General features: G+C 72.1%; 24 protein-coding genes. 8 read left to right on the top strand and 16 right to left on the bottom strand.

Features of this window, described 5'->3' with window-relative positions; translation table 11 throughout:
• Window positions 1-18: 18 nt before the first annotated feature.
• Window positions 19-630, bottom strand: coding sequence for a TetR/AcrR family transcriptional regulator (locus tag OG488_RS10710; RefSeq protein WP_329228149.1), 612 nt, complete (start codon window positions 628-630; stop codon window positions 19-21).
• A 107-nt stretch (window positions 631-737) separates the two neighbouring features.
• On the opposite strand from OG488_RS10710, the gene OG488_RS10715 reads away from it, so the two are divergent.
• The 3 genes from OG488_RS10715 (at window position 738) to OG488_RS10725 (ending at window position 3,793) form a co-directional block, all read left to right on the top strand.
• Window positions 738-2,186 (top strand): MFS transporter, encoded by a 1,449-nt coding sequence (locus tag OG488_RS10715; RefSeq protein ID WP_329228150.1) that lies wholly within the window; start codon window positions 738-740, stop codon window positions 2,184-2,186.
• Window positions 2,187-2,230: 44 nt separating this feature from the next.
• On the top strand, window positions 2,231-2,812 hold the full coding sequence (locus tag OG488_RS10720; RefSeq protein WP_329228152.1) for a GNAT family N-acetyltransferase: 582 nt from the start codon (window positions 2,231-2,233) through the stop codon (window positions 2,810-2,812).
• 78 nt (window positions 2,813-2,890) lie between these two features.
• The gene (locus OG488_RS10725; protein WP_329228154.1) at window positions 2,891-3,793 is read left to right on the top strand and encodes a glycosyltransferase family 2 protein; all 903 of its coding nucleotides are present in this window, start codon (window positions 2,891-2,893) and stop codon (window positions 3,791-3,793) included.
• A 37-nt stretch (window positions 3,794-3,830) separates the two neighbouring features.
• On the opposite strand, the gene OG488_RS10730 is transcribed toward OG488_RS10725, so the two are convergent.
• Window positions 3,831-4,322: a GNAT family N-acetyltransferase gene (locus OG488_RS10730; protein WP_329228156.1), complete on the bottom strand. Its 492-nt coding sequence runs from the start codon at window positions 4,320-4,322 to the stop codon at window positions 3,831-3,833.
• A gap of 199 nt (window positions 4,323-4,521) precedes the next feature.
• Between OG488_RS10730 and OG488_RS10735 the strand changes: the two genes are divergently transcribed.
• From OG488_RS10735 to OG488_RS10745, 3 genes are all read left to right on the top strand, one after another.
• Window positions 4,522-4,989 carry a universal stress protein gene (locus OG488_RS10735; protein ID WP_329228157.1) on the top strand — a complete coding sequence of 156 codons (468 nt, stop codon included), beginning with the start codon at window positions 4,522-4,524 and terminating at the stop codon, window positions 4,987-4,989.
• Between the two features lie 78 nt (window positions 4,990-5,067).
• The gene (locus OG488_RS10740) at window positions 5,068-5,496 is read left to right on the top strand and encodes a pyridoxamine 5'-phosphate oxidase family protein (protein ID WP_329228159.1); all 429 of its coding nucleotides are present in this window, start codon (window positions 5,068-5,070) and stop codon (window positions 5,494-5,496) included.
• Window positions 5,497-5,958: 462 nt separating this feature from the next.
• On the top strand, window positions 5,959-6,990 hold the full coding sequence (locus tag OG488_RS10745; protein WP_329228161.1) for a 7-epi-alpha-eudesmol synthase: 1,032 nt from the start codon (window positions 5,959-5,961) through the stop codon (window positions 6,988-6,990).
• A gap of 57 nt (window positions 6,991-7,047) precedes the next feature.
• Here the strand turns inward: OG488_RS10745 and OG488_RS10750 are convergent, their stop codons facing one another.
• From OG488_RS10750 to OG488_RS10775, 6 genes are all read right to left on the bottom strand, one after another.
• Window positions 7,048-8,313: a cytochrome P450 gene (locus OG488_RS10750; protein WP_329228163.1), complete on the bottom strand. Its 1,266-nt coding sequence runs from the start codon at window positions 8,311-8,313 to the stop codon at window positions 7,048-7,050.
• Window positions 8,310-8,918 carry a GTP-binding protein gene (locus OG488_RS10755; protein ID WP_329228165.1) on the bottom strand — a complete coding sequence of 203 codons (609 nt, stop codon included), beginning with the start codon at window positions 8,916-8,918 and terminating at the stop codon, window positions 8,310-8,312. Before OG488_RS10755 ends, OG488_RS10750 begins: the two co-directional genes overlap by 4 nt.
• Window positions 8,899-9,270: a DUF742 domain-containing protein gene (locus OG488_RS10760; protein WP_329228166.1), complete on the bottom strand. Its 372-nt coding sequence runs from the start codon at window positions 9,268-9,270 to the stop codon at window positions 8,899-8,901. The genes OG488_RS10755 and OG488_RS10760 overlap by 20 nt, the downstream gene beginning before the upstream one ends.
• Complete coding sequence (locus OG488_RS10765) at window positions 9,267-9,677, bottom strand: roadblock/LC7 domain-containing protein (RefSeq protein ID WP_103515535.1); 411 nt, start codon at window positions 9,675-9,677, stop codon at window positions 9,267-9,269. Before OG488_RS10765 ends, OG488_RS10760 begins: the two co-directional genes overlap by 4 nt.
• 5 nt (window positions 9,678-9,682) lie before the next feature.
• Window positions 9,683-11,389 carry a sensor histidine kinase gene (locus tag OG488_RS10770; RefSeq protein ID WP_329228171.1) on the bottom strand — a complete coding sequence of 569 codons (1,707 nt, stop codon included), beginning with the start codon at window positions 11,387-11,389 and terminating at the stop codon, window positions 9,683-9,685.
• Between the two features lie 350 nt (window positions 11,390-11,739).
• A complete protein-coding gene (locus OG488_RS10775) occupies window positions 11,740-12,165 on the bottom strand; it encodes a nuclear transport factor 2 family protein (protein WP_329228174.1) in 426 nt (141 codons plus the stop codon).
• Window positions 12,166-12,251: 86 nt separating this feature from the next.
• On the opposite strand from OG488_RS10775, the gene OG488_RS10780 reads away from it, so the two are divergent.
• Window positions 12,252-12,821 carry a PadR family transcriptional regulator gene (locus tag OG488_RS10780; RefSeq protein ID WP_329228176.1) on the top strand — a complete coding sequence of 190 codons (570 nt, stop codon included), beginning with the start codon at window positions 12,252-12,254 and terminating at the stop codon, window positions 12,819-12,821.
• Complete coding sequence (locus tag OG488_RS10785; protein ID WP_329228177.1) at window positions 12,808-13,623, top strand: SGNH/GDSL hydrolase family protein; 816 nt, start codon at window positions 12,808-12,810, stop codon at window positions 13,621-13,623. Before OG488_RS10780 ends, OG488_RS10785 begins: the two co-directional genes overlap by 14 nt.
• 21 nt (window positions 13,624-13,644) lie before the next feature.
• Here the strand turns inward: OG488_RS10785 and OG488_RS10790 are convergent, their stop codons facing one another.
• The 8 genes from OG488_RS10790 to OG488_RS10825 form a co-directional block, all read right to left on the bottom strand.
• The gene (locus OG488_RS10790) at window positions 13,645-14,865 is read right to left on the bottom strand and encodes an MFS transporter (RefSeq protein WP_329228179.1); all 1,221 of its coding nucleotides are present in this window, start codon (window positions 14,863-14,865) and stop codon (window positions 13,645-13,647) included.
• Between the two features lies 1 nt (window position 14,866).
• The gene (locus OG488_RS10795; protein ID WP_329228181.1) at window positions 14,867-16,060 is read right to left on the bottom strand and encodes an argininosuccinate synthase; all 1,194 of its coding nucleotides are present in this window, start codon (window positions 16,058-16,060) and stop codon (window positions 14,867-14,869) included.
• Between the two features lie 10 nt (window positions 16,061-16,070).
• Window positions 16,071-17,471 carry an argininosuccinate lyase gene (gene argH, locus OG488_RS10800; protein WP_329228183.1) on the bottom strand — a complete coding sequence of 467 codons (1,401 nt, stop codon included), beginning with the start codon at window positions 17,469-17,471 and terminating at the stop codon, window positions 16,071-16,073.
• A gap of 2 nt (window positions 17,472-17,473) precedes the next feature.
• Window positions 17,474-18,097, bottom strand: a complete 624-nt coding sequence (locus OG488_RS10805; RefSeq protein WP_329228185.1) for a hypothetical protein — start codon at window positions 18,095-18,097, stop codon at window positions 17,474-17,476.
• Window positions 18,098-18,166: 69 nt separating this feature from the next.
• Window positions 18,167-19,588: an asparagine synthase C-terminal domain-containing protein gene (locus OG488_RS10810; protein ID WP_329228187.1), complete on the bottom strand. Its 1,422-nt coding sequence runs from the start codon at window positions 19,586-19,588 to the stop codon at window positions 18,167-18,169.
• A 2-nt stretch (window positions 19,589-19,590) separates the two neighbouring features.
• Window positions 19,591-20,370, bottom strand: coding sequence for an enoyl-CoA hydratase/isomerase family protein (locus tag OG488_RS10815; RefSeq protein ID WP_329228189.1), 780 nt, complete (start codon window positions 20,368-20,370; stop codon window positions 19,591-19,593).
• A gap of 111 nt (window positions 20,371-20,481) precedes the next feature.
• A complete protein-coding gene (locus OG488_RS10820; protein ID WP_329228191.1) occupies window positions 20,482-20,994 on the bottom strand; it encodes a redoxin domain-containing protein in 513 nt (170 codons plus the stop codon).
• A gap of 38 nt (window positions 20,995-21,032) precedes the next feature.
• Window positions 21,033-21,854, bottom strand: a complete 822-nt coding sequence (locus OG488_RS10825; protein WP_329228193.1) for a TauD/TfdA dioxygenase family protein — start codon at window positions 21,852-21,854, stop codon at window positions 21,033-21,035.
• Between the last annotated feature and the right edge of the window lie 36 nt (window positions 21,855-21,890).

Here is a 21,890-nt window from a genome sequence, read left to right on the forward strand (position 1 = left end):
CCCTCCGCGGGGTCGCCGTCAGCCCACGTAGACGCCCGCCCTGGCCGCCACGGCCGCCGCCTCGGCCGCCCGGTCGGCGACGCTCTCGTCGAGGGGGTCGCCGCTGGCCAGCAGCCGGTAGTAGAGGGGCGCCGACACGGCCCGGATCACCTCGTGCGCGTCGGTGCCCCGGGGCAGCTCGCCCCGCGCGACCGCCGCGTCGACACAGCCGGCCCACTCCTCGACGCGCACCGCGTAGAAGCGGTGCAGGGCCTCGGCCGTCCGGGGGTCGCACGTCGCCGCCGCGACGACCGCGGAGAAGAGGGGCCCCTGGCGCGCGTCGGTCAGCGTCCGCACCACCAGCCGCGCGTTGGCCCTGAGGTCCTCGTCCAGGGAGCCGGTGTCCGCGCGCGGGACGGACTGCTCCGCCATGTCCGTCAGCAGGTCGGCGACCAGCCCCGCCGTGGTCACCCAGCGCCGGTAGACCGTCGTCTTGCCGACCTCCGCGCGGCGGGCGACGTCGGCGAGATCGAGCCCGCCGAACCCCTGCTCGACCAGCGCGTCACCGGCGGCCCGCAGCACGGACTCCCGCACCCGGGCCGTACGCCCGCCGGGCCGGACCGTACCCGGCTCCACTTCCTCAGCACCCATAACGGCTCTCCAGTTCCATTAGCGGTCCACTCCCTGCTACGGTGACACCCATATTAACGGAACCGAAGAACCGTTAACACCCCAGGGCCTCCAGGAAAGGGCACCCCATGTCCACCTCCAGCAGCACGGCACCCGTCACCGCGCCTCCCCCGGCCCCGGCCGTCCGCATGACCGGCCGGCAGAAGCTCGTGCTCGTCCTCCTCCTCGGTGCGCAGTTCATGATCGCCGTGGACTTCTCGATCCTGAACGTCGCGCTGCCCGCCGTGGGCGAGGGACTCGGATTCTCCCTCGCCCACCTCCAGTGGATCGCCACCTCCTTCGCCCTCGCCGCCGCCGGATTCACCCTGCTGTTCGGGCGCGTCGCCGATCTCGTCGGCCGCAAGCGCCTGTTCACCGGCGGCATGGTCGTCCTCGGCCTCTCCTCGGCGCTCGGCGGGCTCGCCACCTCCCCCGAGGTCCTGCTCACCGCGCGCGTCCTCCAGGGCCTGGCCACCGCCGCCGTCACCCCGGCCGGACTCGCGCTGCTCACCACGGCGTTCAAGGAGGGCCCCCTGCGCGAGCGTGCCCTCGGCCTCAACGGCGCCCTGATGTCCGCCGGTTTCACCGCCGGGGCGATCCTCGGCGGACTGCTCACCGACCTGCTCTCCTGGCGCTGGGCCTTCTTCATCAACGTCCCCGTCGCCGCGCTGGTCGTCGCCCTCGCCCCGTCCGTGATCACCGACTCGCGGCCGGCCGGGCGGCCGAAGCTCGACCTGCCGGGCGCCGCGACCGTCACAGGCGGCCTGCTGCTGCTCGTGTACGGGCTGACGCAGGCGGGCGAGTCCGGCTGGACCACGCCCACCACCCTGGCCGCACTGCTCGTGGGCGCCGCGCTCCTCGTCGGGTTCTGGTTCGTCGAGAAGCGGGCCGCCGCGCCCCTGGTCCCCGTGCACATCCTCCGGCGGCGCAGCGTCGTCTGGGGCAACGCCACCGGGCTGATCGCCTTCGTCACCGAGACGTCCCTGGTCTTCCTGCTGACGCTCTACCTCCAGGAGGTCCTCGGCTACTCCCCTCTCGCCACCGGCCTCGCGTTCGGTGTCCTGGGCATCGGCACCGTGATCGGCGGCATGCTCGGCGGGCGCGCGGTGGGCCGGTTCGGGAGCCGGCGCACCATCGTCACGGGTGGTGCCGTCCAGGCGGCCGCCACCCTGTCCCTGGTGGCGCTCGGCACCTCCGGCGGCTGGATCTCGCTGCTGCTCGCGGCGACCTTCGTCGGCGGCGTGGGCAACATGCTGATGATCGTGGGCTTCATGGTCACCGCCACCTCCGGCCTGCCCGACGGGGAGCAGGGCCTGGCCACCGGCCTGGCCACGATGACGCAGCAGGTCGGCATCACCCTGGGGATCCCGGTGATGAGCGCGATCGTCACCGCCCGGACGGGTACGGACACCGGGCCCGGCGCGGTGCTGTCCGGGGTCTCGACGGCGGTCCTCGTCAACTCGGCGCTCGTCCTCGCGGGGGCCCTGCTCGCCGGGGTGTTCCTCGGCCGGTCCGGCAGCCGGGCGTCCGCCGGGTGAGTCGGGTCCGGGCGGCGGGCCGCGGGCGCGGCAGGATGACGTCCATGGCACAACCGCTGACCGTCCCCAGCATGACCGCCGGAGCCGATTTCGTCCTCCGCCCCTGGGAGATGAGCGATCTGCCCCTCGTCCGCGAGGCGGCGGAGGACGACTACATCCCACTGATCACGACGATCCCGACGCCCTACTCCGACGAGGCGGCCGAGGCCTACGTCAGACGCCAGTGGGACCGGGCGGCCACCGGGAGCGGGTATCCGTTCACCATCGCCCGTACCCGGGACCGCAGGCCGGTCGGTTCCGTCGGCCTCTGGCTCGCGGACGTGGCCGAGGGCAGGGCCACGCTCGGCTACTGGATGACGGCCCCGGGCCGCGGCCGGGGCGTCGCGGGAGCGGCCCTGCGCACGGTCACCACCTGGGCCCTGCACGAGCTGCGCATCCCCAGGGTCCAGGTGCTCGTCGAGCCGTGGAACACGGCCTCCCTGCGGACCGCCGAGAGCGCCGGCTACCGGCGCGAGGGTCTCCTGCGCGACTGGCAGGAGATCGGGGGGCGGCGCCGGGACATGCTGATGTACTCCCGGCTGAACGGTGACCGTCCCTCCGGTGACCGGGCGCCCACGGGAAGCTGAACACGAGACGTTACGATCGCGGGCACCGCGGCAGGACCGCGGTGCAGCCGCAGCCGAAGACCCCGGGAGAGCCGAGCCTTGTCCGTACCACGCGTCGGCGTAGCCATCGTGACCATGGGGGACCGCCCGCGACAGGTCGAGGCGCTGCTGGCGTCGGTGGCCATGCAGGACGTACGGCCCTCCCGCGTGGTGGTCGTGGGCAACGGCTCACCCCTTCCGGACTACGGCGCCTTCCCCGGTCTGACGGACCTCGACGGCGGTGTGACGCTGCTCGAACTCGACGAGAACCTGGGCTGCCCCGGCGGCCGCAACAAGGCCTTGGAGGCGCTCGCCGGTTTCGGCGACGTCGACGTGGTGATCGAGCTGGACGACGACGGCCTCCTGATGGACAAGGACGTGTTCCGCACGGTCCAGGAGCTGTACGCCGCCGATCCGCGCCTCGGCATCGTGGGCTTCCGCATCGCCGACGAACTCGGGGAGACCCAGCGCCGGCACGTCCCGCGGCTCCGGGCCAAGGACCCGATGCGCGGCGGCCCGGTCACCGCGTTCCTCGGGGGCGGCCACGCGCTCTCCATGGAGATGCTCGCCGGGACGGGCCTCTGGCCGGCCGAGTTCTTCTTCACCCACGAGGAGACCGACCTGTCCTGGCGTGCGCTCGACGCGGGCTGGACGATCCTCTACGAGCCGGGCCTGCTGCTCCAGCACCCCAGGACGTCGCCGGCGCGGCACGCGGTCTACTACCGCATGACGGCCCGCAACCGTGTCTGGCTGGCCCGCCGCAATCTGCCCGTCCTCCTGGTCCCCGTCTACCTGGGCACCTGGCTGCTGCTCACCCTCGCGCGCACCCGCTCGGCCTCCGGCCTCCGCGCCTGGGCGGCCGGCTTCGCCGAGGGGGTGCGCACCGGCTGCGGGCCGCGCCGGCCGATGCGCTGGCGCACGGTGTGGCGGATGACGCGCCTGGGCCGCCCACCGGTCATCTGACCGGCCAGGGCCGCAGGCCGGGGCCCGCCGGGCCCGCTCACTCGGGGCGGGCCGCCACCGGCCGTCCGGCGGCGGTCCACCGGTAGAGCACGTCCGGCTCCTTCTCCTCGTTGCGGCCGCCGTCGTCGTACGCCACGGCGACGAAGCCGTGCCGCTCGTAGAAGGCGCGCGCGCCGGTGTTTCGCTGGAACGTGTACAGGCTCAGCTCCCCGCGCGAAGCCTCCTTCACCTGCTCCAGCAACCGGGTCCCGATGCCCTGCCGCAGGGTGTCCGGCCTGAGATAGAGCTGGTCGAGCTCGTCCCCGTCCAGGGAGGCGAAACCCAGCAGTTCCCCCGCCGCCCCCTCGGCCACCCACACCCTGGTGCCGGGCAGCAGCACATGGGTGATCCAGGCGAGGGTGTCCTCGTCGCTGTGCACCCGTGCCAGTCCGGGCAGCGCCGCCTCCCGTGAGGCGAGGAAGACGCGGGTGATCCCCTCCGCGTCCCCCGCGTTCGCCGCCCGCAGCCGTACGGACGGGTCCTGAGCCATCGTGTCGCTCCCCCTCGCCGGTGAACGCACAGGTATACCAGGGGCCTTCACCGAGGACTGCACCCCGTCCCGTCCGCGCGTCAGAGGCCTGTCATGACCGGTGCCCGGCGCGTCAGAGGACCGTCAGGGCCGTGGCCCGGTGGCCGCTCCCGCACTGTGATGGGGAGGACGGTGCGGCGATCGGGAGAGGCGGGCGTCCATGCGGCCCAGAGTGGTGGTCGGGGTGAGCGGGAGGCCCGGAGGCCTGACGGCACTGCGCCGGGCGGCCGCCGAAGCCCGCCTGAGGGAGGCGGAGTTGTGGGCGGTCCTCGCCTGGGACGTCCCCGGGGCCGGTCTCGGCGGCCGGCAGGGCGCCGGCCTCGGGCCCTCGCTCCTCCTCTGCCGCGCGGACGCCGCCGTGCGGCTGCGCTCGGCTCTCACCGCGGCCTTCGGCGCGACCGGGGCCGGGGTGCCGGTCGCCGGGCGGGCCGTCCGGGGCACCCCCGGAGCCGTACTGGTGGACATGGCCGGCGCCGGGGACTGCCTGCTCGTGGTCGGGGCCGGCCCTCGCGGCGCGCTGCACCGCTGCCTGCGGCCGTCCGTGGCCCGCTACTGCGTGGCCCGCGCGCCGTGCCCCGTACTCGCCGTGCCGGACGCCCGGGAACTCGTGGGCCGGGACGGCGTGTGACTCCGCCGACGCGCCGGGGGGAGCGTTGCATAATGCGGCCGGAGGCAACGCCGACCCCCCACCCCGAGGAGTTCAGCAGTGGCTTTGACCCGCGAAGAGCGTGAGCAGTTCCTGGCCGAACCGCACGTCGCCGCCCTGGCCGTGGACGCCCAGGAGGAGGGGCGGGCCCCGCTCACCGTGCCGATCTGGTACGGGTACGAACCCGGCGGCGACCTGTGGATCATGACGGGGCGTGACTCCCGCAAGGGGACCTCCATCGCCGCGTCGGGCCGCTTCAGCATGATGGTCGACCGCGTCACGCCCACCGTCCGCTACGTCTCCGTCGAGGGCCCCGTCGTGTCCACGGTCCCCGCCACACGTGACCTGCTGGTGGAGATCTCGTCGCGCTACCTGCCCGCCGAGAAGGTCGAGGGCTACGTCGACTTCGCCTGGACGGCACACGGCGAGCAGGTCGTCATCCACATGCGCCCCCAGCACTGGCTCAGCTCCGATCTGGGCGAGGCCTGAGCGGTCGCCCGGTCCACCGCCGGGCCGGGCCGGACTCCGAGGACCGCGGCGCCCGGCCGTCGCGCGTCCGGACCCACTCCGCCCTCATGCTGGTGACGCAGGGGGCGCCGGTGAAGGTGACATCGCGTCACCCGCACCCCCGGAACCGCACCGGGAGCGGCCCGAAGTGAGCCGCCCGGGCGGGACGCGGCGCCCCGCGGTGATCCGCGTGAGGAACCGGGGCATTCGGGCACCGAACCCGCTTCCCCACCCCTCCCGGGCATCGGATGAATCGTTCATTCCGATAGGAATTCTTGCTTCCGATCTTGTGGCATAGATCGTTTAGGCTCTGGGCAGCATCAGGTCGCACATGATGAGCCATCAATTTGTGGCTCAAAACGCGCACTTAGAGTCAATGGGCGTCAATCCCGATCGCCCGGTCGCAGGGCGGGGGCCTGTGAATCGTCTCAAGAGAGGACGCCAATGCCGCAGGACGTCACGTTCGACCTTCCCTTCGAGGCCCCGGTGAGCGAGCACCTCGCCCACGCCCGCGAGCGCCACCTGCGCTGGGTGTGGGAGACGGGCCTGGTGCGCAGCCAGGCGGGGTTCGAGGAGTACCAGTCCTGGGACCTGCCCCAGGCGGCGGCGCGGACGTACCCCTACGCCTCGGCCGACGACATGGTCGTCCTGATGAACTGGTTCTCCCTGGCCTTCCTCTTCGACGACCAGTTCGACGCCGGGAGCCCCGATCGCGCGGACCGCATAGCGGAGGTCGCACGGGAGCTGATAGCCACCCCGCTGCGCCCCGCCGGGACGGCTCCGCGCGTGGTCTGCCCGATCACCACCGCCTGGGCCGAGGTGTGGGCCCAGCTCTCGGACGGCATGTCCCTGGCCTGGCGGACGCGGTTCGCCGCCTCGTGGGGGCGCTTCCTCGTGGCCCACACCGAGGAGGTCGACCTGGCGGCCAAGGGCCGCGCCGGGACGCTCGGCATAGAGGAGTACGCGGAGTTCCGCCGCCGGACCGTGGGCATCCACCACAGCATCGACGCGGGTGAACGCAGCCGCGGCTTCGAGGTGCCGGCGCAGGTGCAGGCCCACGACCTGATGGTCAGGATGCGGGATCTGGCCGCGGACACCATCGGCTTCATGAACGACATCCACTCCTTCGAGCGGGAGAAGCGCCGGGGCGACGGCCACAACCTCATCGCCGTACTGCACCGCGAGCGTGGCGGCACCTGGGAGGAGGCCGCGGACGAGGCGTACCGGATGACCACGGAGTGCCTCGACGCGTACCTGGCGCTCGAGGCGCACGTCCCGGTGATGTGCGAGGAGCTCGGCCTCGGCTCCGAGCAGCGCGCGCAGGTGCGGATGGGCGTGGAGGCCATCCAGCACTGGATCAGCGGCAACTACGAGTGGGCACTGACCTCGGGCCGCTACGCCGCCGCGAAGGAGGGCCCGGCAGCGACGGCGGAGCTGGCGGGACGCGGATCCCTGGACGATCTGCTCGCCGTCTGACACACCGTTCCCGCCCGGCCTGGGGTACGGCCGGGCGGGAACGGGGGGTCGCGGGCCTCAGACGGTCTGCGCGGCGAACTCGACCGGAAGGGCGTCCAGACGCGCCTCCCAGGTGGAGGCGGTCGAGGTGAGTTCGCCGGCGGGCACGGCCAGGCGGAGTCCCGGCAGCCGGTGCAGCAGGGCGTCGACGGCGGTCTCGATGATCGCCTGGCCGATGTTCTGGCCGGGGCATTCGTGCGGACCGCCGCTGAACGCGAGGTGCGACTGGTTGCCGTGGACGGACACACCGGCGTCCGGCCGGATGTCCGGGTCGAGGTTGCCCGCGGCGAGCCCGAGCACCAGCAGGTCGCCCTCCTTGATCTGCGTCCCGCCGAGCTCGAGGTCCGCGGTGGCGAAGCGCCCCGGGAGGACCGCCAGGGGCGGGGTGTTCCACATGACCTCCTCGACGACCTCGGAGACGGCCCGCTGGCCGCTGACGAGTCCCGCGAGACGGGAGGAGTCGGTGAGGATCAGCTCCAGCACCCTGGCCAGCAGGTTGCTGGTCGTGGTGTGCGCGGTGATCAGCACCAGCCGCAGGTGGCTGAGGATCTCGCCCTCGTCCAGGCCCGCGGCGTGATCGAGCAGTCCGGTCGTGAAGTCGGGTCCTGGCTCGGCCCGTTTGCGCTCGGTGAGCTCCGCGAGGATCTGCATGATGCGGTCGTTGTGCGCGAGGGCGTCCGGGCCGCCCTTGATGACCTGGGCGCAGGAGACCGCGAGGCTGCGCCCCTCGGCCGCCGGGAGTCCGAAGAGCCGCGTCAGGACGAGCATCGGCAGGTACTCGGCGTACTCGCCCACCAGGTCCGCGGCGCCCTTCCCGGCGAACGCGTCGATCTGCTTGTTCGCGAAGTGGGTGACATGGCGCCGGATACCGCGTCCCGCGAGGGTGTCCAGGTTGTCGGTGACGGCCCGGCGCAGCCTGCGGTGCGGTTCTCCGTCCTGGGAGACGCAGTCGGGCCGCCAGCCGAGCATCTGGATCAGCGGCGAGGTCTCCTCGACTCCCCCGTCCTTCCAGTCCTGCCAGATGCGCGAGTCCCGGCTGAACTGGAGGGGGTTGTCGAGCACCCGCCGGCTCTCGCGGTAGCCGAGGACCAGCCAGGCGCGGACGTCTCCCTCCAGGAGTACGGGCGCCACGGCTCCGTGTTCCTTGCGCAGCCGCCCGTAGATGCCCTGCGGGTCGAGCGCCGCGTCCGGCCCGTAGAGCCGGGTGAGTCCGTCGGCCCCTCCGTGCACGACGGGGCAGCCGCGGGGGGCGTCCGTGTCGTCCATCCGGTGTTCGTCGGTCATCGGGGCTCCAGAGCGACGGCGGAGCGTGCCTTGAGATGGCGTATCAGCGCGATCAGCACGTCCCGGCTGGAGGTCCGGTCGCGGGCGTCGCAGGTCACGACCGGGGTGTGCTCGGGGATGTCCAGGGCGTCGCGGATCTCCTCGACCGGATGGTCCTTGGAGTCCGGGAACACGTTCAGGGCGATGACGAAGGGCACGTTCTGCCGCTCCATCTCCTCGATGGCCCGGAAGCTGGAGGCGAGCCGCCGGGTGTCCACCAGGACCACGGCCCCCAGGGCGCCCTTGAACAGGCCGTTCCACAGGAACCAGAAGCGTTCCTGTCCCGGTGTCCCGAACAGGTACAGCACCAGCTCCTCGTTGATGCCGATCTTGCCGAAGTCGAGGCTGACGGTGGTCTCCTGCTTGTCCGCCACCCCGATCAGGTCGTCGACGTCCACGCTGGCCTGCGTCAGCGTCTCCTCGGTGGTGAGCGGCTTGATGTCGCTGACCGAGCGCACCAGGGTGGTCTTTCCGGTGCCGAAACCGCCGGCGATCATCACCTTCACCGAGCGGGTGCCGTCTCCGGCCGTCTGCCGGCCGGGTTGGTCAAAGCCTTTGAAGTCCACTGAGTACCTCCTCGAGGAGCGCCAGGTCGGGCCCGCGGCCGGCGTCCGACGCCGGAATGGGATCGCGGGCCTCGACGCGGCCTGCGTCCAGCAGATCGGCCAGCAGCACCGCGAGAATGTTGAAGGGCAACCCGAGGTGGGCGCCGAGTTCGGCCACCGACAGCGGATCGCGGCAGCGCCGGAGGATCTCCTCGTGTTCGTGCTGCAGGCCGGTCCCGGCCGCGGCACGGGAGGTGATGAGGGTCGCCACGTCCAGGGTCGCCGCCGAACCCCCCGGTCCGCTGCGCCCCCCGGTGAGGACGTAGTAGCGCTCGAGACCGGGCGGGTCCGTGGGACGGCGGGGACCACTCATCCAGAGTGCTCCTCCAGGCGCGGGCTGGTGCCGAGGAGCTCACCCATCCTGCGTGCCAGGTCTCTCATCTGGTGTCCGAGCAGGCCCTGGTCGAGCCCTTCCCTGGCCAGCACCCCGAGGTACGTCTCCACGCCGGCCCGCACCACGAAGAGGTGCCCGCCGTCGACCTCGATCATCGCCAGCCGGAGCTGCCCCGCGTACGTGGGGAACTGCTCGGCGACGGGCTGTGCCAGCGCCTGCAGCCCGGCGACCACCGCCGCGAAGCGGTCCACGTCGTCCGGATCGTCGGCACCGTAGGAGGTGATGGCCTTGCCGTCGCTGGATGCGACGAGGGCGAAGCGGATCTCGCGGATGCTCTCCGTCAGATCCCGGAGCGCCCAGCTCACGTCGGTTCCCTGTTGCGTCATGTGGACTAGTCGCTCTCTTCAGTGCGGTGGTACGCGCGGCCGGCAGTCGTCTCGCGTGCGCCCGGGGCGGCGTCCGCGGTCCTCTCCTCCGGCGGGGCGCTCTCACGCCCGGCCGTGGCGAAGGCGGCGAGGCCGGCGAACGAAGCGTCCGGGGGCACGGGGGCCATGGGCTCCGGCGCCCGTCCGCCGGCGTCCGTCCGGGCGGCCGGCGCGTCGGTCCGCCTGCTCCTGCGTCTCGGCAGACCGCCGGGTGTGGTGTCCATGGGGTCGCCGGCTCCGGTGCTCTCCACCGGGGCGGCGGTCCCCGCCGGGGCGGGGACGGGCTCCGCCCTCTCCACGACGGGCCTGGCCGGCTCGGTGACGGGGGCGGACAGATGGCTGAAGTACTTGTGGGGAACCACGACGACCACGGAGGTGCCGAGCCACGGGGAGTCCGCGAAGGTGACCCTGATGCCGTAGCGGCGGGCCAGGGCGCCCACCACGCGCAGACCGAGGTTGGCGTCCTCCGAGATGCCGCCGAGGCCGGGGCCCTTCGAGGTGCCCGCGATGGCCTGTTCCGCCTCGCGCTTCCGCTCGTCGCTCAGCCCCTTGCCCGCGTCCTGGATCTCGATGCCGACACCGTTGGGCACCTCCTTGCCGGAGACGACCACGGGCTCGGTGGGCGGCGAGTAGCGTGCCGCGTTGTCCAGGAGGTGGGCGAAGATCAGGGTGAGGTGGTCCACCAGGCCGCCGTCGACGCCGAGTTCCGGCAGGTGACGCACCTGGATGCGGTTGAAGTCCTTGATGCGGCCGATGCCGCCCCGGACCACGCTGAGCAGCCGCTGGGGCTCCTGCCACTGGCGCCCGGGCCGGTCCGAACCACCGAGTACACCGATGCTGGCCGCGAGGCAGTCGGCGGGGCCGATCTCCTGGTCCAGCTCCATGAGTCCCTGGGCGACCGCGGGGAGCCGCCCGTGCTCGCCCTGCATCTCGTGCAGCCGGCCGCGGAGCCGGCCCGTCAGCACGTGGATCCGGCTGCCGATGCCGACCACGGCCTGCTCGGCGGACGTGGAACGATTCAGCTCCTCCTCGACACGGAGCAGCGCGGTCCGCAGGACCTTGCGCAGCGCGGCGCGCAGTTCCGGGCTCGCGTCGGCCTCCTGGCCGACCTCCGCCAGGATGTCGTCGATGGACTCGCCGTCCCGGAGCCGCTCGACCGCTTCGGGGAGGTGGTTCTCGCCGAGCCGGGCGACGACGGCCTGCTGGAGCGCGAGCCGCTCCTCCGTGTCGTCGGCCCGTGCGGCGATCGCGGCCTCGTAGGCCTGCGTGCGTTCTGCGACCTCGGCCTCGTAGGCCTGCGCGTGTTCCGCGAACCGGGCCTCGAAGTGAGCCGCCTGTTCGCCCAGTCGTGCTTCCAGCGCCGATCGCTCGGACGCGAATCTCTGCTCCCGGCCGCGTACGTCGGCGTACAGCTGCTGGGAGTGCTCGGCCTGCGCGGAGCGATGCTGCTCGCCCGCGCGGCGGAGCTGGGACCGGGTGCGGATCAGGAGCCGCACGCAGACCGTGCCGGCGACGGTGACCGCCGCGCCCGCGAACGTCGCGGGTATCTGGACCTCTTCGGGTCCCGCCACCGCCGTGACGACGGTTCCTGCTCCTAAGGCCAGCGGCATCAGCCACCAGCCGAACCAGGCGACCGGAGCGCGTGCCGCTGGGGGTGGAGTGGCAAGTTCCATCTGCATCCTTCGAGAGCAACACTTTCGAACGGGGGCGGTGCGGGCGGCGCCCGTGGGGAGCGCGCAGCATCGCGGCGGCTGAGTGACTTCACGTCAACTCGCCGCGCCGCAGAGGAGCCTATCGGGTTCCGGATCCAATTGATCAACCGTCCTCCGCATACCGGGAGGTATTCGATCATGCTCTGGCCGGAACCTTCCGGTCGTGGTGGCTCGCACCCCTTGAACAGCACCGGTTCCCCGTCCGGCCCGACCACCGGAAGCCGGACGCAGCTGGCCGGAAGGTGCGGAAGCGGCCGCTCCGGGCGAAGGCCCCGGAGACACCCGCCCCCGCCTCCGGTTCCGCTTCCGCCTCAGCCGGCGTCGGGCACCAGGCCGTCGGCGACCAGGCCCGCGAGGACCGCCTCACCCAGGGCGTGCACCGCGGACTGCGGGCGGACCATCACGGTGAACTCGTCGATCCTGCCCTCCTCGTCGAACTGGAGCAGGTCGATCCCGTGGATCTGCTTGCCGTTCACCGTGGCCCGGAAGACGAGGATCGCCGACGGGGCGTCCGCACCGCCGTCGCCGGACTCGGCCGCGCCCTCGAACTCCCCGACGTAGCGGAAGTCCTCGAAGGTGCGCAGCAGGACACCGAAGAGCCCCGACACCATGGCCTTCCCCTCGAAGGGGGTGAACTTCACCGGGCTGTGGAGCCGGATGTCCTCGGTGAACAGGTCGTCCAGCGCTGCGAGATCGTGCTTCTCGACAGCGGCGCGGAAGCGTTCGGCGGTCTCCATGACCTCTCCTCTTACTCAACAATGTGACTAGTCAGTTTCTTGAGTATGATGGAGCGGCGCACGAGAAAAGGGAAGGGGCCGCTTCGATGGCCTTGCGACATGCCGTGCTGGCGGCACTGCTGGACGGCGAGTACAGCGGATACCAGCTGGCCAAGGCGTTCGACATCGGCGTCGCCAACTTCTGGCACGCCCTGCCCCAGCAGCTGTACGCCGAGCTGGCGAAGCTGGAGAAGGACGGGCTGGTCGCGGGCCGGCAGGTGGTCCAGGAGACCCGCCCCAACAAGCGGCTGTTCCGGGTCACCGACGCCGGCCTCGCCGAGCTGGAGGACTTCGCGGCGACCCTGTCGAAGCCCTCGTTCATCCGCGACGACCTGCTCGTCAAGGTCCAGGCCGCCGACCACATCGGCGTCGGGCCGGTGATCGAGCAGCTCGACGAGCGGGCGTCCGCGGCCGGGGCCAGGATCGAGCTCTTCGGCAACCTGCTGCGCCAGATGCGCGGCGACACCGACGAGGAGGAGTTCCTGCTCCGGGGCGAGCGGATCGGGCCCTACCTGACCTGCCTGCGAGGTCTGGCGTTCGAGCAGGAGCACCGGGACTGGTGCCTGCGCATCTCAGCCGTTCTCCGTGAAAGGCGGACCGTCCATGAGCAGCGGTGAATACCTGCGGTACGTCGCCCTGGGCGACAGCCAGACCGAGGGGGTCGGGGACGGTGACGACACCACAGGCCTCCGGGGCTGGGCCGACCGGCTCGCCGAGCGCCTCGCGGCCGTCAGCCCCTCCCTCACCTACGCCAACCTGGCCGTACGGGGGCGTGTCGCCCACCAGGTCCGCGCCGAGCAGCTGGGCCCCGCCCTGGATCTGCGCCCCGACCTCGCCAGCGTCGTCGCCGGGGTCAACGACGCGCTCCGGCCCCGGTTCGACCCGGCGGAGACGGTCGGCCACCTGGAGGCGATGTTCTCCGCGCTGACCGCTGCCGGGGCCCACGTGGTGACCCTCACCTTTCCCGACATCGGGAAGATCGCGCCCCTCGCCCGGCCGGTCCGGTCCCGTGTGTTCGAGCTCAACGACCACATCCGCGCCGCGGCCGCCCGGCACGGGGTCACGGTGGCCGAGGGCGCCGGGCACGCCGTGACCACCGACCCGCGCCTCTGGAGCACCGACCGCCTCCATTCGAGCCCGCTGGGCCACGAGCGGATCGCCGCGGCCGTCGCCCACGCCCTGCACCTGCCCGGGAGCGACGACGCCTGGGCGCTTCCGCTGCCCGCGCGGGCCACTCCCTCCGCCTGGCAGGCCGCGGCGGCCGAACTGCGCTGGACCGCCGCTTTCCTCGGCCCCTGGCTCGGACGCCGCCTCCGCGGCCGGTCCTCCGGTGACGACCGCACCGCGAAGCGCCCTCTGCTGCTTCCGCCGAGCGCTGCGGCGGCCCCCCTCCCCGCCCCGGCGGACGGCGGGGCGTAGAGGTCCACGGCTCCGGGCGGTTCACCGCCCGGAGTGCGACGGCTCCGAGGGGGTCGGTGCCGCGCGTCCCCCGGCCCGTCGCAGGAACACGGCCACCGTGGTGAGCACGGCCAGGACCCACAGCGCCGCCAGCGACCACGGCATGCCGTTCGCACCCCACACGTCCATGGCCGCTCCCGCGTACGGGGGCCCGACCACGCCGCCGACACCCCAGACGATGGCGAACGCGGTGTTCCCCAGCAGCAGGCTCTCGCCGTCCAGGTTGGCGCCCAGGATGCTCAGGACCAGGGGGTAACCGGCGAAGGCGATGCCACCCCACACCGCCACCGTCGGCCACAGCCACAGCCCCCAGCCCATGGCCGCGGGGAGCAGCAGCGCGCCCGCCGTGCCCACGGTGAGGGAGAGCAGCAGGGCGGTGCGTCCGCCGAGGCGGTCGGCCAGCCAGCCGAGCGGGAACTGCAGGGTCGTCTGACCGATGAGCAGCACCGTCAGGGCAAGCTCGCCGTGCCCGGGCGGAAGCCCGGCCGCGTCCGCGTACAGGGGCAGGAACTGCAGGGTGACGGCGTCGAAGACGGAGATCGCGAGGACCGCGACGAGCAGGACCGAGAGCTGCCGGGTCAGCGATCCCACCGGCACCCGCCCCGAGGCTCCCATGGCGGGCACCCGGGCCCGCTCGGTCCACAGCGGCCACAGCGCGACGAGCGGGCTGGCCACCGCCACCGCCAGGGCGACGGCCTCGGAGTTCTCCGAGGCGCTGAGGACCGCCGGTCCGACGCAGAACCCCAGGGCGAGCACCGAGGTGTACGCGGTGAGCAGCCTCCCGCGATGGGTCACGTCGGCGTTCTCGCTGATCCAGGTCTCGCTGAGGATGAACATCGCGACCGCGCAGCTGCCGAGCAGTGCGCGCAGGACGAACCAGAGCACCAGGTCGTCCGTCACCGCGAACAGGCTCAGGATCGCCGAGCTGCCCGCCGCCGCGACGACCATCAGTCGCCACGGACCGAGCCGGCGCACCAGCGCGGGGATCAGCGCGGCGGTCAGGACCATGCCCAGCGGGGTCATCGCGCCGTTGAGCCCGATCACGGTGCCCGAGGCGCCCCGCTCCTCCAGCATGCGGGACAGCAGCGGATAGGTGATGCCCAGCGTCATGCCGAAGACACCGATGACGGCGATGGGCCCCACCGCGGCACGGAACACACCGGTGTTCCGCTCGCGGGAGAGCACAGGGAGTGGACCCACCATGTCAGCCGTTCACTTTGTTCCACACCCGGCCGGGCAGACCGAAGATGTCGATGAACCCTTCCGCGCTGCTCTGGTCGAACGTGCAGTCGTTGCCGTACGTGACCAGCTCGTGCCGGTACAGCGAGCGCTCCGCCGACCGCGCCGCGACCGCCACCCCGCCCTTGTAGAGCTTCAGGGTGATCTCACCGGTGACCGTGCGCTGGGTCGAGGCGACGAAGGCGTCCAGGGCGGCGCGCAGCGGGCCGTGCCAGTGCCCGTCGTAGACGGTCCTGCTGTACTGCTGCTCCAGCTGGCGCTTCTGGTTCAGCACGTCCGCGGGCAGGGTGAGGTTCTCCAGCTCCTGGTGGGCCCGGATGAGCAGCAGCATGGCCGGGGCCTCGTACAGCTCGCGTGACTTGACGCCCACCACGCGGTTCTCCAGCATGTCGATCCGCCCCACCCCGTGCCGGCCTCCGAGCGTGTTGAGCCGGCCGAGCAGGTCGAGCGGTGCGAGGCGTTCGCCGTCGAGGGTGACGGGGACGCCGCCCTCGAAGCCGACGCGCACGTGGGCCGCGGTGTCGGGTGCGTCCTCGGGGGCCGTGGTCAGGGACCAGACCTCCTCGGTCGGCTCCCAGGAGAGGTCCTCGATCAGGCCGGCCTCGACGTTGCGTCCGAGGATGTTCAGGTCGATGGCCCAGGGCTTCTCCTTGGAGACGTGCGGCTCGATGCCGTACTTCTCGGAGTAGGCGATCGTGTCGGCGCGGCTGAAGGGCCAGACCCGGGCCGGGGCGAGGATCTCCAGGCCGGAGTCCAGGAGACCGACCGTCAGGTCGAGGCGCACCTGGTCGTTGCCCTTGCCGGTGCAGCCGTGCGCCACGGCGCCGCAGCCGTACTCGTGGGCCTTCTCCACCAGGAGCTCGCCTATGAGCGGGCGGCCGAGCGCCGACGAGAGGGGGTACTGGCCGTCGTACAGGGCGTTGGCCTGGATCGCGGGAAAGCCGAACTCGCGGACGAACCGCTCCTTCGCGTCCACGACGATCGAGACGTCGGCGCCCGCGCCGAGGGCCTTCTCCCGGATCGGCTCCAGCTCGTCGCCCTGTCCGAGGTCCGCAGCCATCGCCACGATGAAGTCGGCGCCCATCTCGTGGCGCAGGTAGGGGATGCAGGCGGTGGTGTCCACGCCGCCCGAATAGGCCAGTACGACACGCTTGGTCATGGTTCGCTCCTCAGTTCATCTCGGTGTTGCGTCCGCGCAGCTCCACGGCTGCCTTCCGGACGAGTTCGGGGGAGGTACCGCCCGGCGAGGTACGGCGGGCGACGGCGTTCTCGACGGTCAGGACCTCGGGGGGCATCGGCCGGAGCCGCGCGTCGAAGTCACCGAGCTCGGCGGGTGAGGAGTCCTTGAGCTCCCGGCCCTGCACGCCCAGCCACTTGACGAGCCCGCCGACGATGCTGTGGGCCTCACGGAACGGCAGGCCCTGCCCGGCCACCAGCCAGTCGGCGACGTCGGTGGCCACCGTGTTGCCGAGGGCCGCGTCCGCGCGGGTCTTCTCCGGCCGGAAGGTGATGCCGCGCAGCATCGCCTCGGTCGCCCGGACACTCACTTCGAGGTTGTCGGCCGCGTCGAAGAGCGCTTCCTTGTCCTCCTGCATGTCCCGGCTGTACGCGAGCGGCAGTCCCTTCATGACCGTCAGCAGCGCCATCAGGTCGCCGAAGATCCGGCCGGACTTGGCCCGCATCAGCTCGGGCAGGTCCGGGTTGCGCTTCTGCGGCATGATCGACGATCCGGCGCAGAGGTCCTCGGGGAGCTTGATGAAGCCGAACTGCGGGGTGCTCCAGATGACCATCTCCTCGCCGAGCCGTGAGATGTGCACGGCGAGCGTGGCACCCGCGGACAGGTAGTCGAGCACGAAGTCGCGGTCGGAGACCGCGTCGAGCGAGTTGCGGGTCACACCCCCGAAGCCGAGGCGCCGTGCGGTGTCGTACGGGTCGATCGGGTAGCCCGTCCCGGCGAGCGCGGCGGCTCCCAGCGGGGACTCGTCGAGGCGTCGGCGGGCGCAGCGGAGCCGGTCGCGGTCCCTGAGGAACATCTCGCCGTAGGCCAGGAGATGGTGCCCGATGGTCACCGGCTGCGCGCACTGCAGGTGGGTGAAGCCGGGCATGACGTCGGCGTGATGGGCCTCCGCCCGTTCCGCGATCACGTCGATCACCCGGCCGAGGAGTGCGTCGAGCCGGTCGATCGCGTCGCGCACCCAGAGCCGGGCGTCGACGGCGACCTGGTCGTTGCGGGAGCGGGCGGTGTGCAGCCGGCCCGCGACGGGGCCGATCAGCTCCCGCAGCCGGGCCTCGACGTTCATGTGGACGTCTTCCAGCGCGGGGTCGAAGGTGAAATCCCCGGCCTCGACCTCGCCCCTGATCTGCTCCAGGCCGGAGACGATCCGCTCCGACTCCGATGCGGAGATCACCCCGCACCCGGCGAGCATCCGGGCGTGGGCGACCGAGCCGTCGAGGTCCTGCTGGACCAGCCGGTGGTCGAACCGGACCGAGGCGTTGATCTCCTCCAGGAGCGAGCTGTTGCCGGTGAGCCAGCCGTCCCAGACCTGCTCCTCGCGCGGGGTGTCACTCATGTTCACCGGGCTCCCTCTCGTGTCATCACGGCCACCTTGAACGCGAAGGAGCACTGGAACTCCCTCTTCTTCCTGCGGATCTCACGCAACCGGTACGCGTTGCAGAGCCACTGCGCCTTGTAGAGCACGGAGAGGAACAGCGTGCGCCGCAGCGAACCGCGGGTGAACTCGGCCTCACCGGCGAGGACGTCGAATCCGGACTCCCCCGCGATCCGGCCCATGCCGGACGAGCAGAAGAAGAGCAGGAGGTCGCGGTCGGCCGGCTCCAGAGCGCGGATCGCGCCCTGCAGCATCCGCAGCCCGAGTCCCCGGCCGCGGTACTCCTCGAACAGGAACACCACGGCCATCTCGCTCCACCGGCCGGCGAGATGGTGCACCAGCAGGGCGCCGGCCAGTCGGCCCGTCCCCGTGTCCATCAGGGCGAACGTGTCCCGGCGCCCCGTCCACTCACCTTCGCTGTAGCCGGTGATGTCGGGCGACTTCCTGATCTCGCGCATGATCCCGGCGGCTTCGGGCCGGGTGAGCGGGCGGTGCTGCAACAGGAACCCGTCGTCGGGACCCGGTGCGGCGCCGCCCGCTTCGGGCGGCGTCTCGGGTGCCGAGCGTTCTCTTACTGGATACGGCAAGGTTCGTCTTCCTCGAATAGTCACGAAGGGGCGGCGACACGCGCCTGCGGTCGCCGTCGGGCGATCGGGTCAGCGGGACCGCACACGGCCCAGGGCCCGCTCGAAGAGGTCCGGAGGGTCGACGGGCTCCAGCTCGCCCCGGGCGGACCGGTCGAGGAGCTCCGCGAAGCAGGCCCGGTACACCGGCTCCCGGTCGCTGCTGCCGGTCTCCTTCTCGAGACGGCGCGCCACGCCGTCCTGGAGGCCGCCGCCGTGGTGCACGGCGATCTTCTTCCGCCAGGCGATCGGCTCGGGGACCCGCCGGCCCATCGCGGTCCGCAGGTGGTACTTCTCCCGGCCCTCCCGCACCTTGCACTCGGGAGCGGTCTCCAGCGCCACCCGCATCACGGGCCAGGACCAGAAGGGGTGGTGGACGCCGGTGCCGTGGGCGAGCGCCATCCGGCCGGAGAGCTCGTTGCTGCGGCGGGTGCGGTCGACCGCCGACAGGACCTGGTCGATCAGCTCGTGGTGGTGTGCGAAGGGGCGGTAGAGCCCCGCGTTGATCAGGTCGCTGCCGTAGCCTGTCAGCAGGGTCCGGTCGGCCGGGACGGCGCCGAGGCGCTGCACCGACGTGGCGGTGAGTGCGACCTCCACCACCTCGGGTTCGGTCACGCCCAGCCAGCGGACGGCCTCCGGGATCGAGGCGATGATGTCGTCCTCGGTCAGGTGGACCGCCTCCAGGCCGATCCCGAGCTCCGCGCAGAGCTCGGCCGCGTCGGCGAGCTCGTCGCCCCACGGGGTCCCCACGCTGTAGGGGGTGACGGACAGCCCGGCGGTGGCCGCGAGGTAGGTCACCGTGCCGGAGTCGATGCCGCCGGAGAGCAGCGTGGCGTAGCCCGTGCCTGCCGGGGTGGTGCTGTCGATCCGCTCGATCTCCGCCGTCAGCGCGTCGAGTTGGGCCTCACCCGCGGCCGCCGGGTCCGTGCGGTGCGGCTCACGGAAGTCGCGGAGGGGGTCGCGCAGATCACCGGTCTCCGTCCGCCAGTGGCCACCCTCGTACCGGGTCCGGTGCACGCTGCTGTGCGGCAGCCGGCTCACCCCGCGCAGCAGCGTGCCGCACGCGTGGCCGACGGCGGTGCCCGTCATCTCTACGGGCAGCCCGAGCCCGGGCAGGACGAGCGGCGCGAGGAACAGGTCGGTGAAGTACGCGAAGAGCCCGCGCATCCGGTTGACCGCGTAGTGGACCGGGTCCTCGTTGAGCCCGGAGATCCGGACCACGACGGCGTCCGCGTCGACCCGCAGCGTGGAGGACGTCATGGGGTCCCGGGTGCCGTCCGCCTCCGCCCTCAGGGTGCCGACGTCGAGGACGAACGGCGCCTCGCCGGGCAGGGCGGCCCCCTCGGGGCCCCGGTGGTACACATGCAGGGCGCCGGGTTCGGCGTGGGCCGCCAGCGCGGCCAGGTCGGGCAGGGGGGCGTTGCTGACGACGCACCACTTGCTGAGCGGAGCCATGGTCAGGCCTTTCCGATGATGCGGCGCATGCGCTGCTGGGCCTCGCCCGTCGAGAACGCGGTGCGGTGGGACTGCTTGCCTTCTTCACGCACACGCCGAAGGCCCTCGACATAGGGGCCGTTGACCCGGCCCCGGGTCGACCGGACCGCCGCGGCGGTGTAGCCCGCGATGCGCCGGCCGTGGCCGAGGGCGCGCTCCAGGAGCTCCTCGGGGGAGGTCACCTCGTGCAGGAGGCGGTCGGCGAGCGCCCGCTCGGCGGGCCACTCGGCGCAGGTGTAGAGCATCTGCTGCATCACGCTGCGGCCCACCACCGTCTCCAGCATGTAGCCGCCGAAGTTGCAGGCGATGCCCACCTTGAACTCCGGCATCACGAGCTTCGAGGCGCTGCTCCCGACGCGCAGGTCGCAGCAGAGGGCGATCTGCAGCCCGACGCCGATGGCGAAGCCGTCGATGGCGGCCACCACGGGCTTGGATATCCCGGCGACGGTGCTGTACAGGTCCGTGATGTCGTCGATCCAGGCGTCGACCTCGTCGCCGCCGGAGAACTCCGACACCTCGTTGAAGTCACCCCCGGCGCCGAAGGACCTGCCGGCCCCGCCGTACAGGACGACGCAGTTCACGCCGTCGTCGCTGTCCAGGTCCAGCATCAGCCGGGTCAGCTCACGCATCCGTGTGCGGCTGAACGGGTTCTGTTCGTGCGCGTGCGAGAACTCCACCAGGGCCACCGCTCCGGGCAGCACCTCGCAGGCGATGCTCTGCGGCACCACGTCCGTCGTCGTCACGTCTCTCCTTGTCAACTGCCTGGGTAGGTGCAGGGGTTCCGCTCGGCGCCGGGCGGGGTGACCACGGGGCGGTCGTGGGGGGCGCGGCGGCCGGCGGGTGATCGGCGCGGCTCAGAGTTCGCCGCGGGCCGGGTAGTCGTTCTCGTTGATCCAGCGCACCGTCTCGACGACCTCGTCGAGGTGCGGGCGCAGGAAGGGCATGGTGGTCTGCACCGCGGCGTACAGCGTGCCGTCCGGGCGGACGAGGAACAGTCCGGGCTCGTTGAACTCGTTGGGCTGGCCCTCCTTGATGGCTTTGGAGCGGTGCAGACCCCACTGCCGCATCGACTCCGCGGAGAGCCCGTAGCCGATCGGCACCCGGGTGATGCCCCACTCGTCGACGGCCCGCCGGGCGCGGCCCTCGTCGTCGCCGCTGACCGCGAGGACGCCGTCCACGCCGACCTCGGCGAACCGGTCGACGAGACCGTCGAGTTCGGTCACATGGGCCCGGCACATGGGGCAGTGCACGCCCCGGTAGAAGACCACCAGGCTGAACGTGCGGGGCTGCTGGTCCGCGAGGACCCAGCGGCCGCCCCCGGCGAGCGGGACGTCCAGGGCGGGTACGGGCTGTCGGGGCGTGAGCACGGAGAACTCCTCCAGAGGGGAAACAGGTGGGCCGGGTTCTAGGCGGCGGAGAGGGTCAGCTGCCCCCGGAACAGGACGCGGGTGCCGCCCTCGCTGATGGCGGTACGGCCGTGCAGCGTCCGCTGGTTGTCGATGACCAGCAGGTCCCCCACCTGCCAGCGGTGCGTGTAGGCGTAGCGCTCCGCGCGCAGGAAGGCGTCGAGCTCGGCGAGGAACGCGTCGGACCGCTCCGGCGCCATGCCCTTGACCCGGACCTCCCAGGAGCGCTGCTCGACGTCCCGGGGGAAGGCGGTCGCGAGGTTCAGGGACTTCACCCGGCCGTGGTCGCGGGTGGCCGGGATGGTGTACCAGTCCTCGGGGACGGAGGGGAAGTAGCCGCGCTCCGTCACGAGGTACTCGAGCTCGTGCTCGTCGAGGACGCGGCGCAGGTGCCCGGGCATCTCGTCCCACGCGGTCAGCTGGTCGCTGACATAGGTCTCGCCGGAGCCCGGGACGTCGGAGAACTCGGCCGCGTACAGGATGATCAGGTCGACGCGCTCGCCCACGAGGAGGCCGTCCGTGTGGACGGGCAGGGGCCCGCGGCCCGTCACGACCTTCCCCTTGTCGCGGGAGGCGTTCAGCTTGAGCAGGTCGGCCTGGCCCTCGCCGAACTTGTGGTCGACGCGGTCGCCGAGCGAGCGCACGAGGACCTTGAAGTCGGCCTCGTCCAGGTCGACCCCCCGGACCAGGGCGCAGCCGCTGTCCAGCGCGACGCGCCTGGCCCGCCGGGCCAGGTCCTGGACGGAGGTGGCCGGGTTCCAGGGGAGCAGTGCGCCCATACCGGACGGGGTCAGCTTCTGGTGTGCGTCTTCTTCGGACATGTCTGGTTCCTTCGTGACGTCTTGATGAGTCGGTGC

The sequence above is a fragment of the Streptomyces sp. NBC_01460 genome (genome assembly GCF_036227405.1).
Classification (GTDB): domain Bacteria; phylum Actinomycetota; class Actinomycetes; order Streptomycetales; family Streptomycetaceae; genus Streptomyces.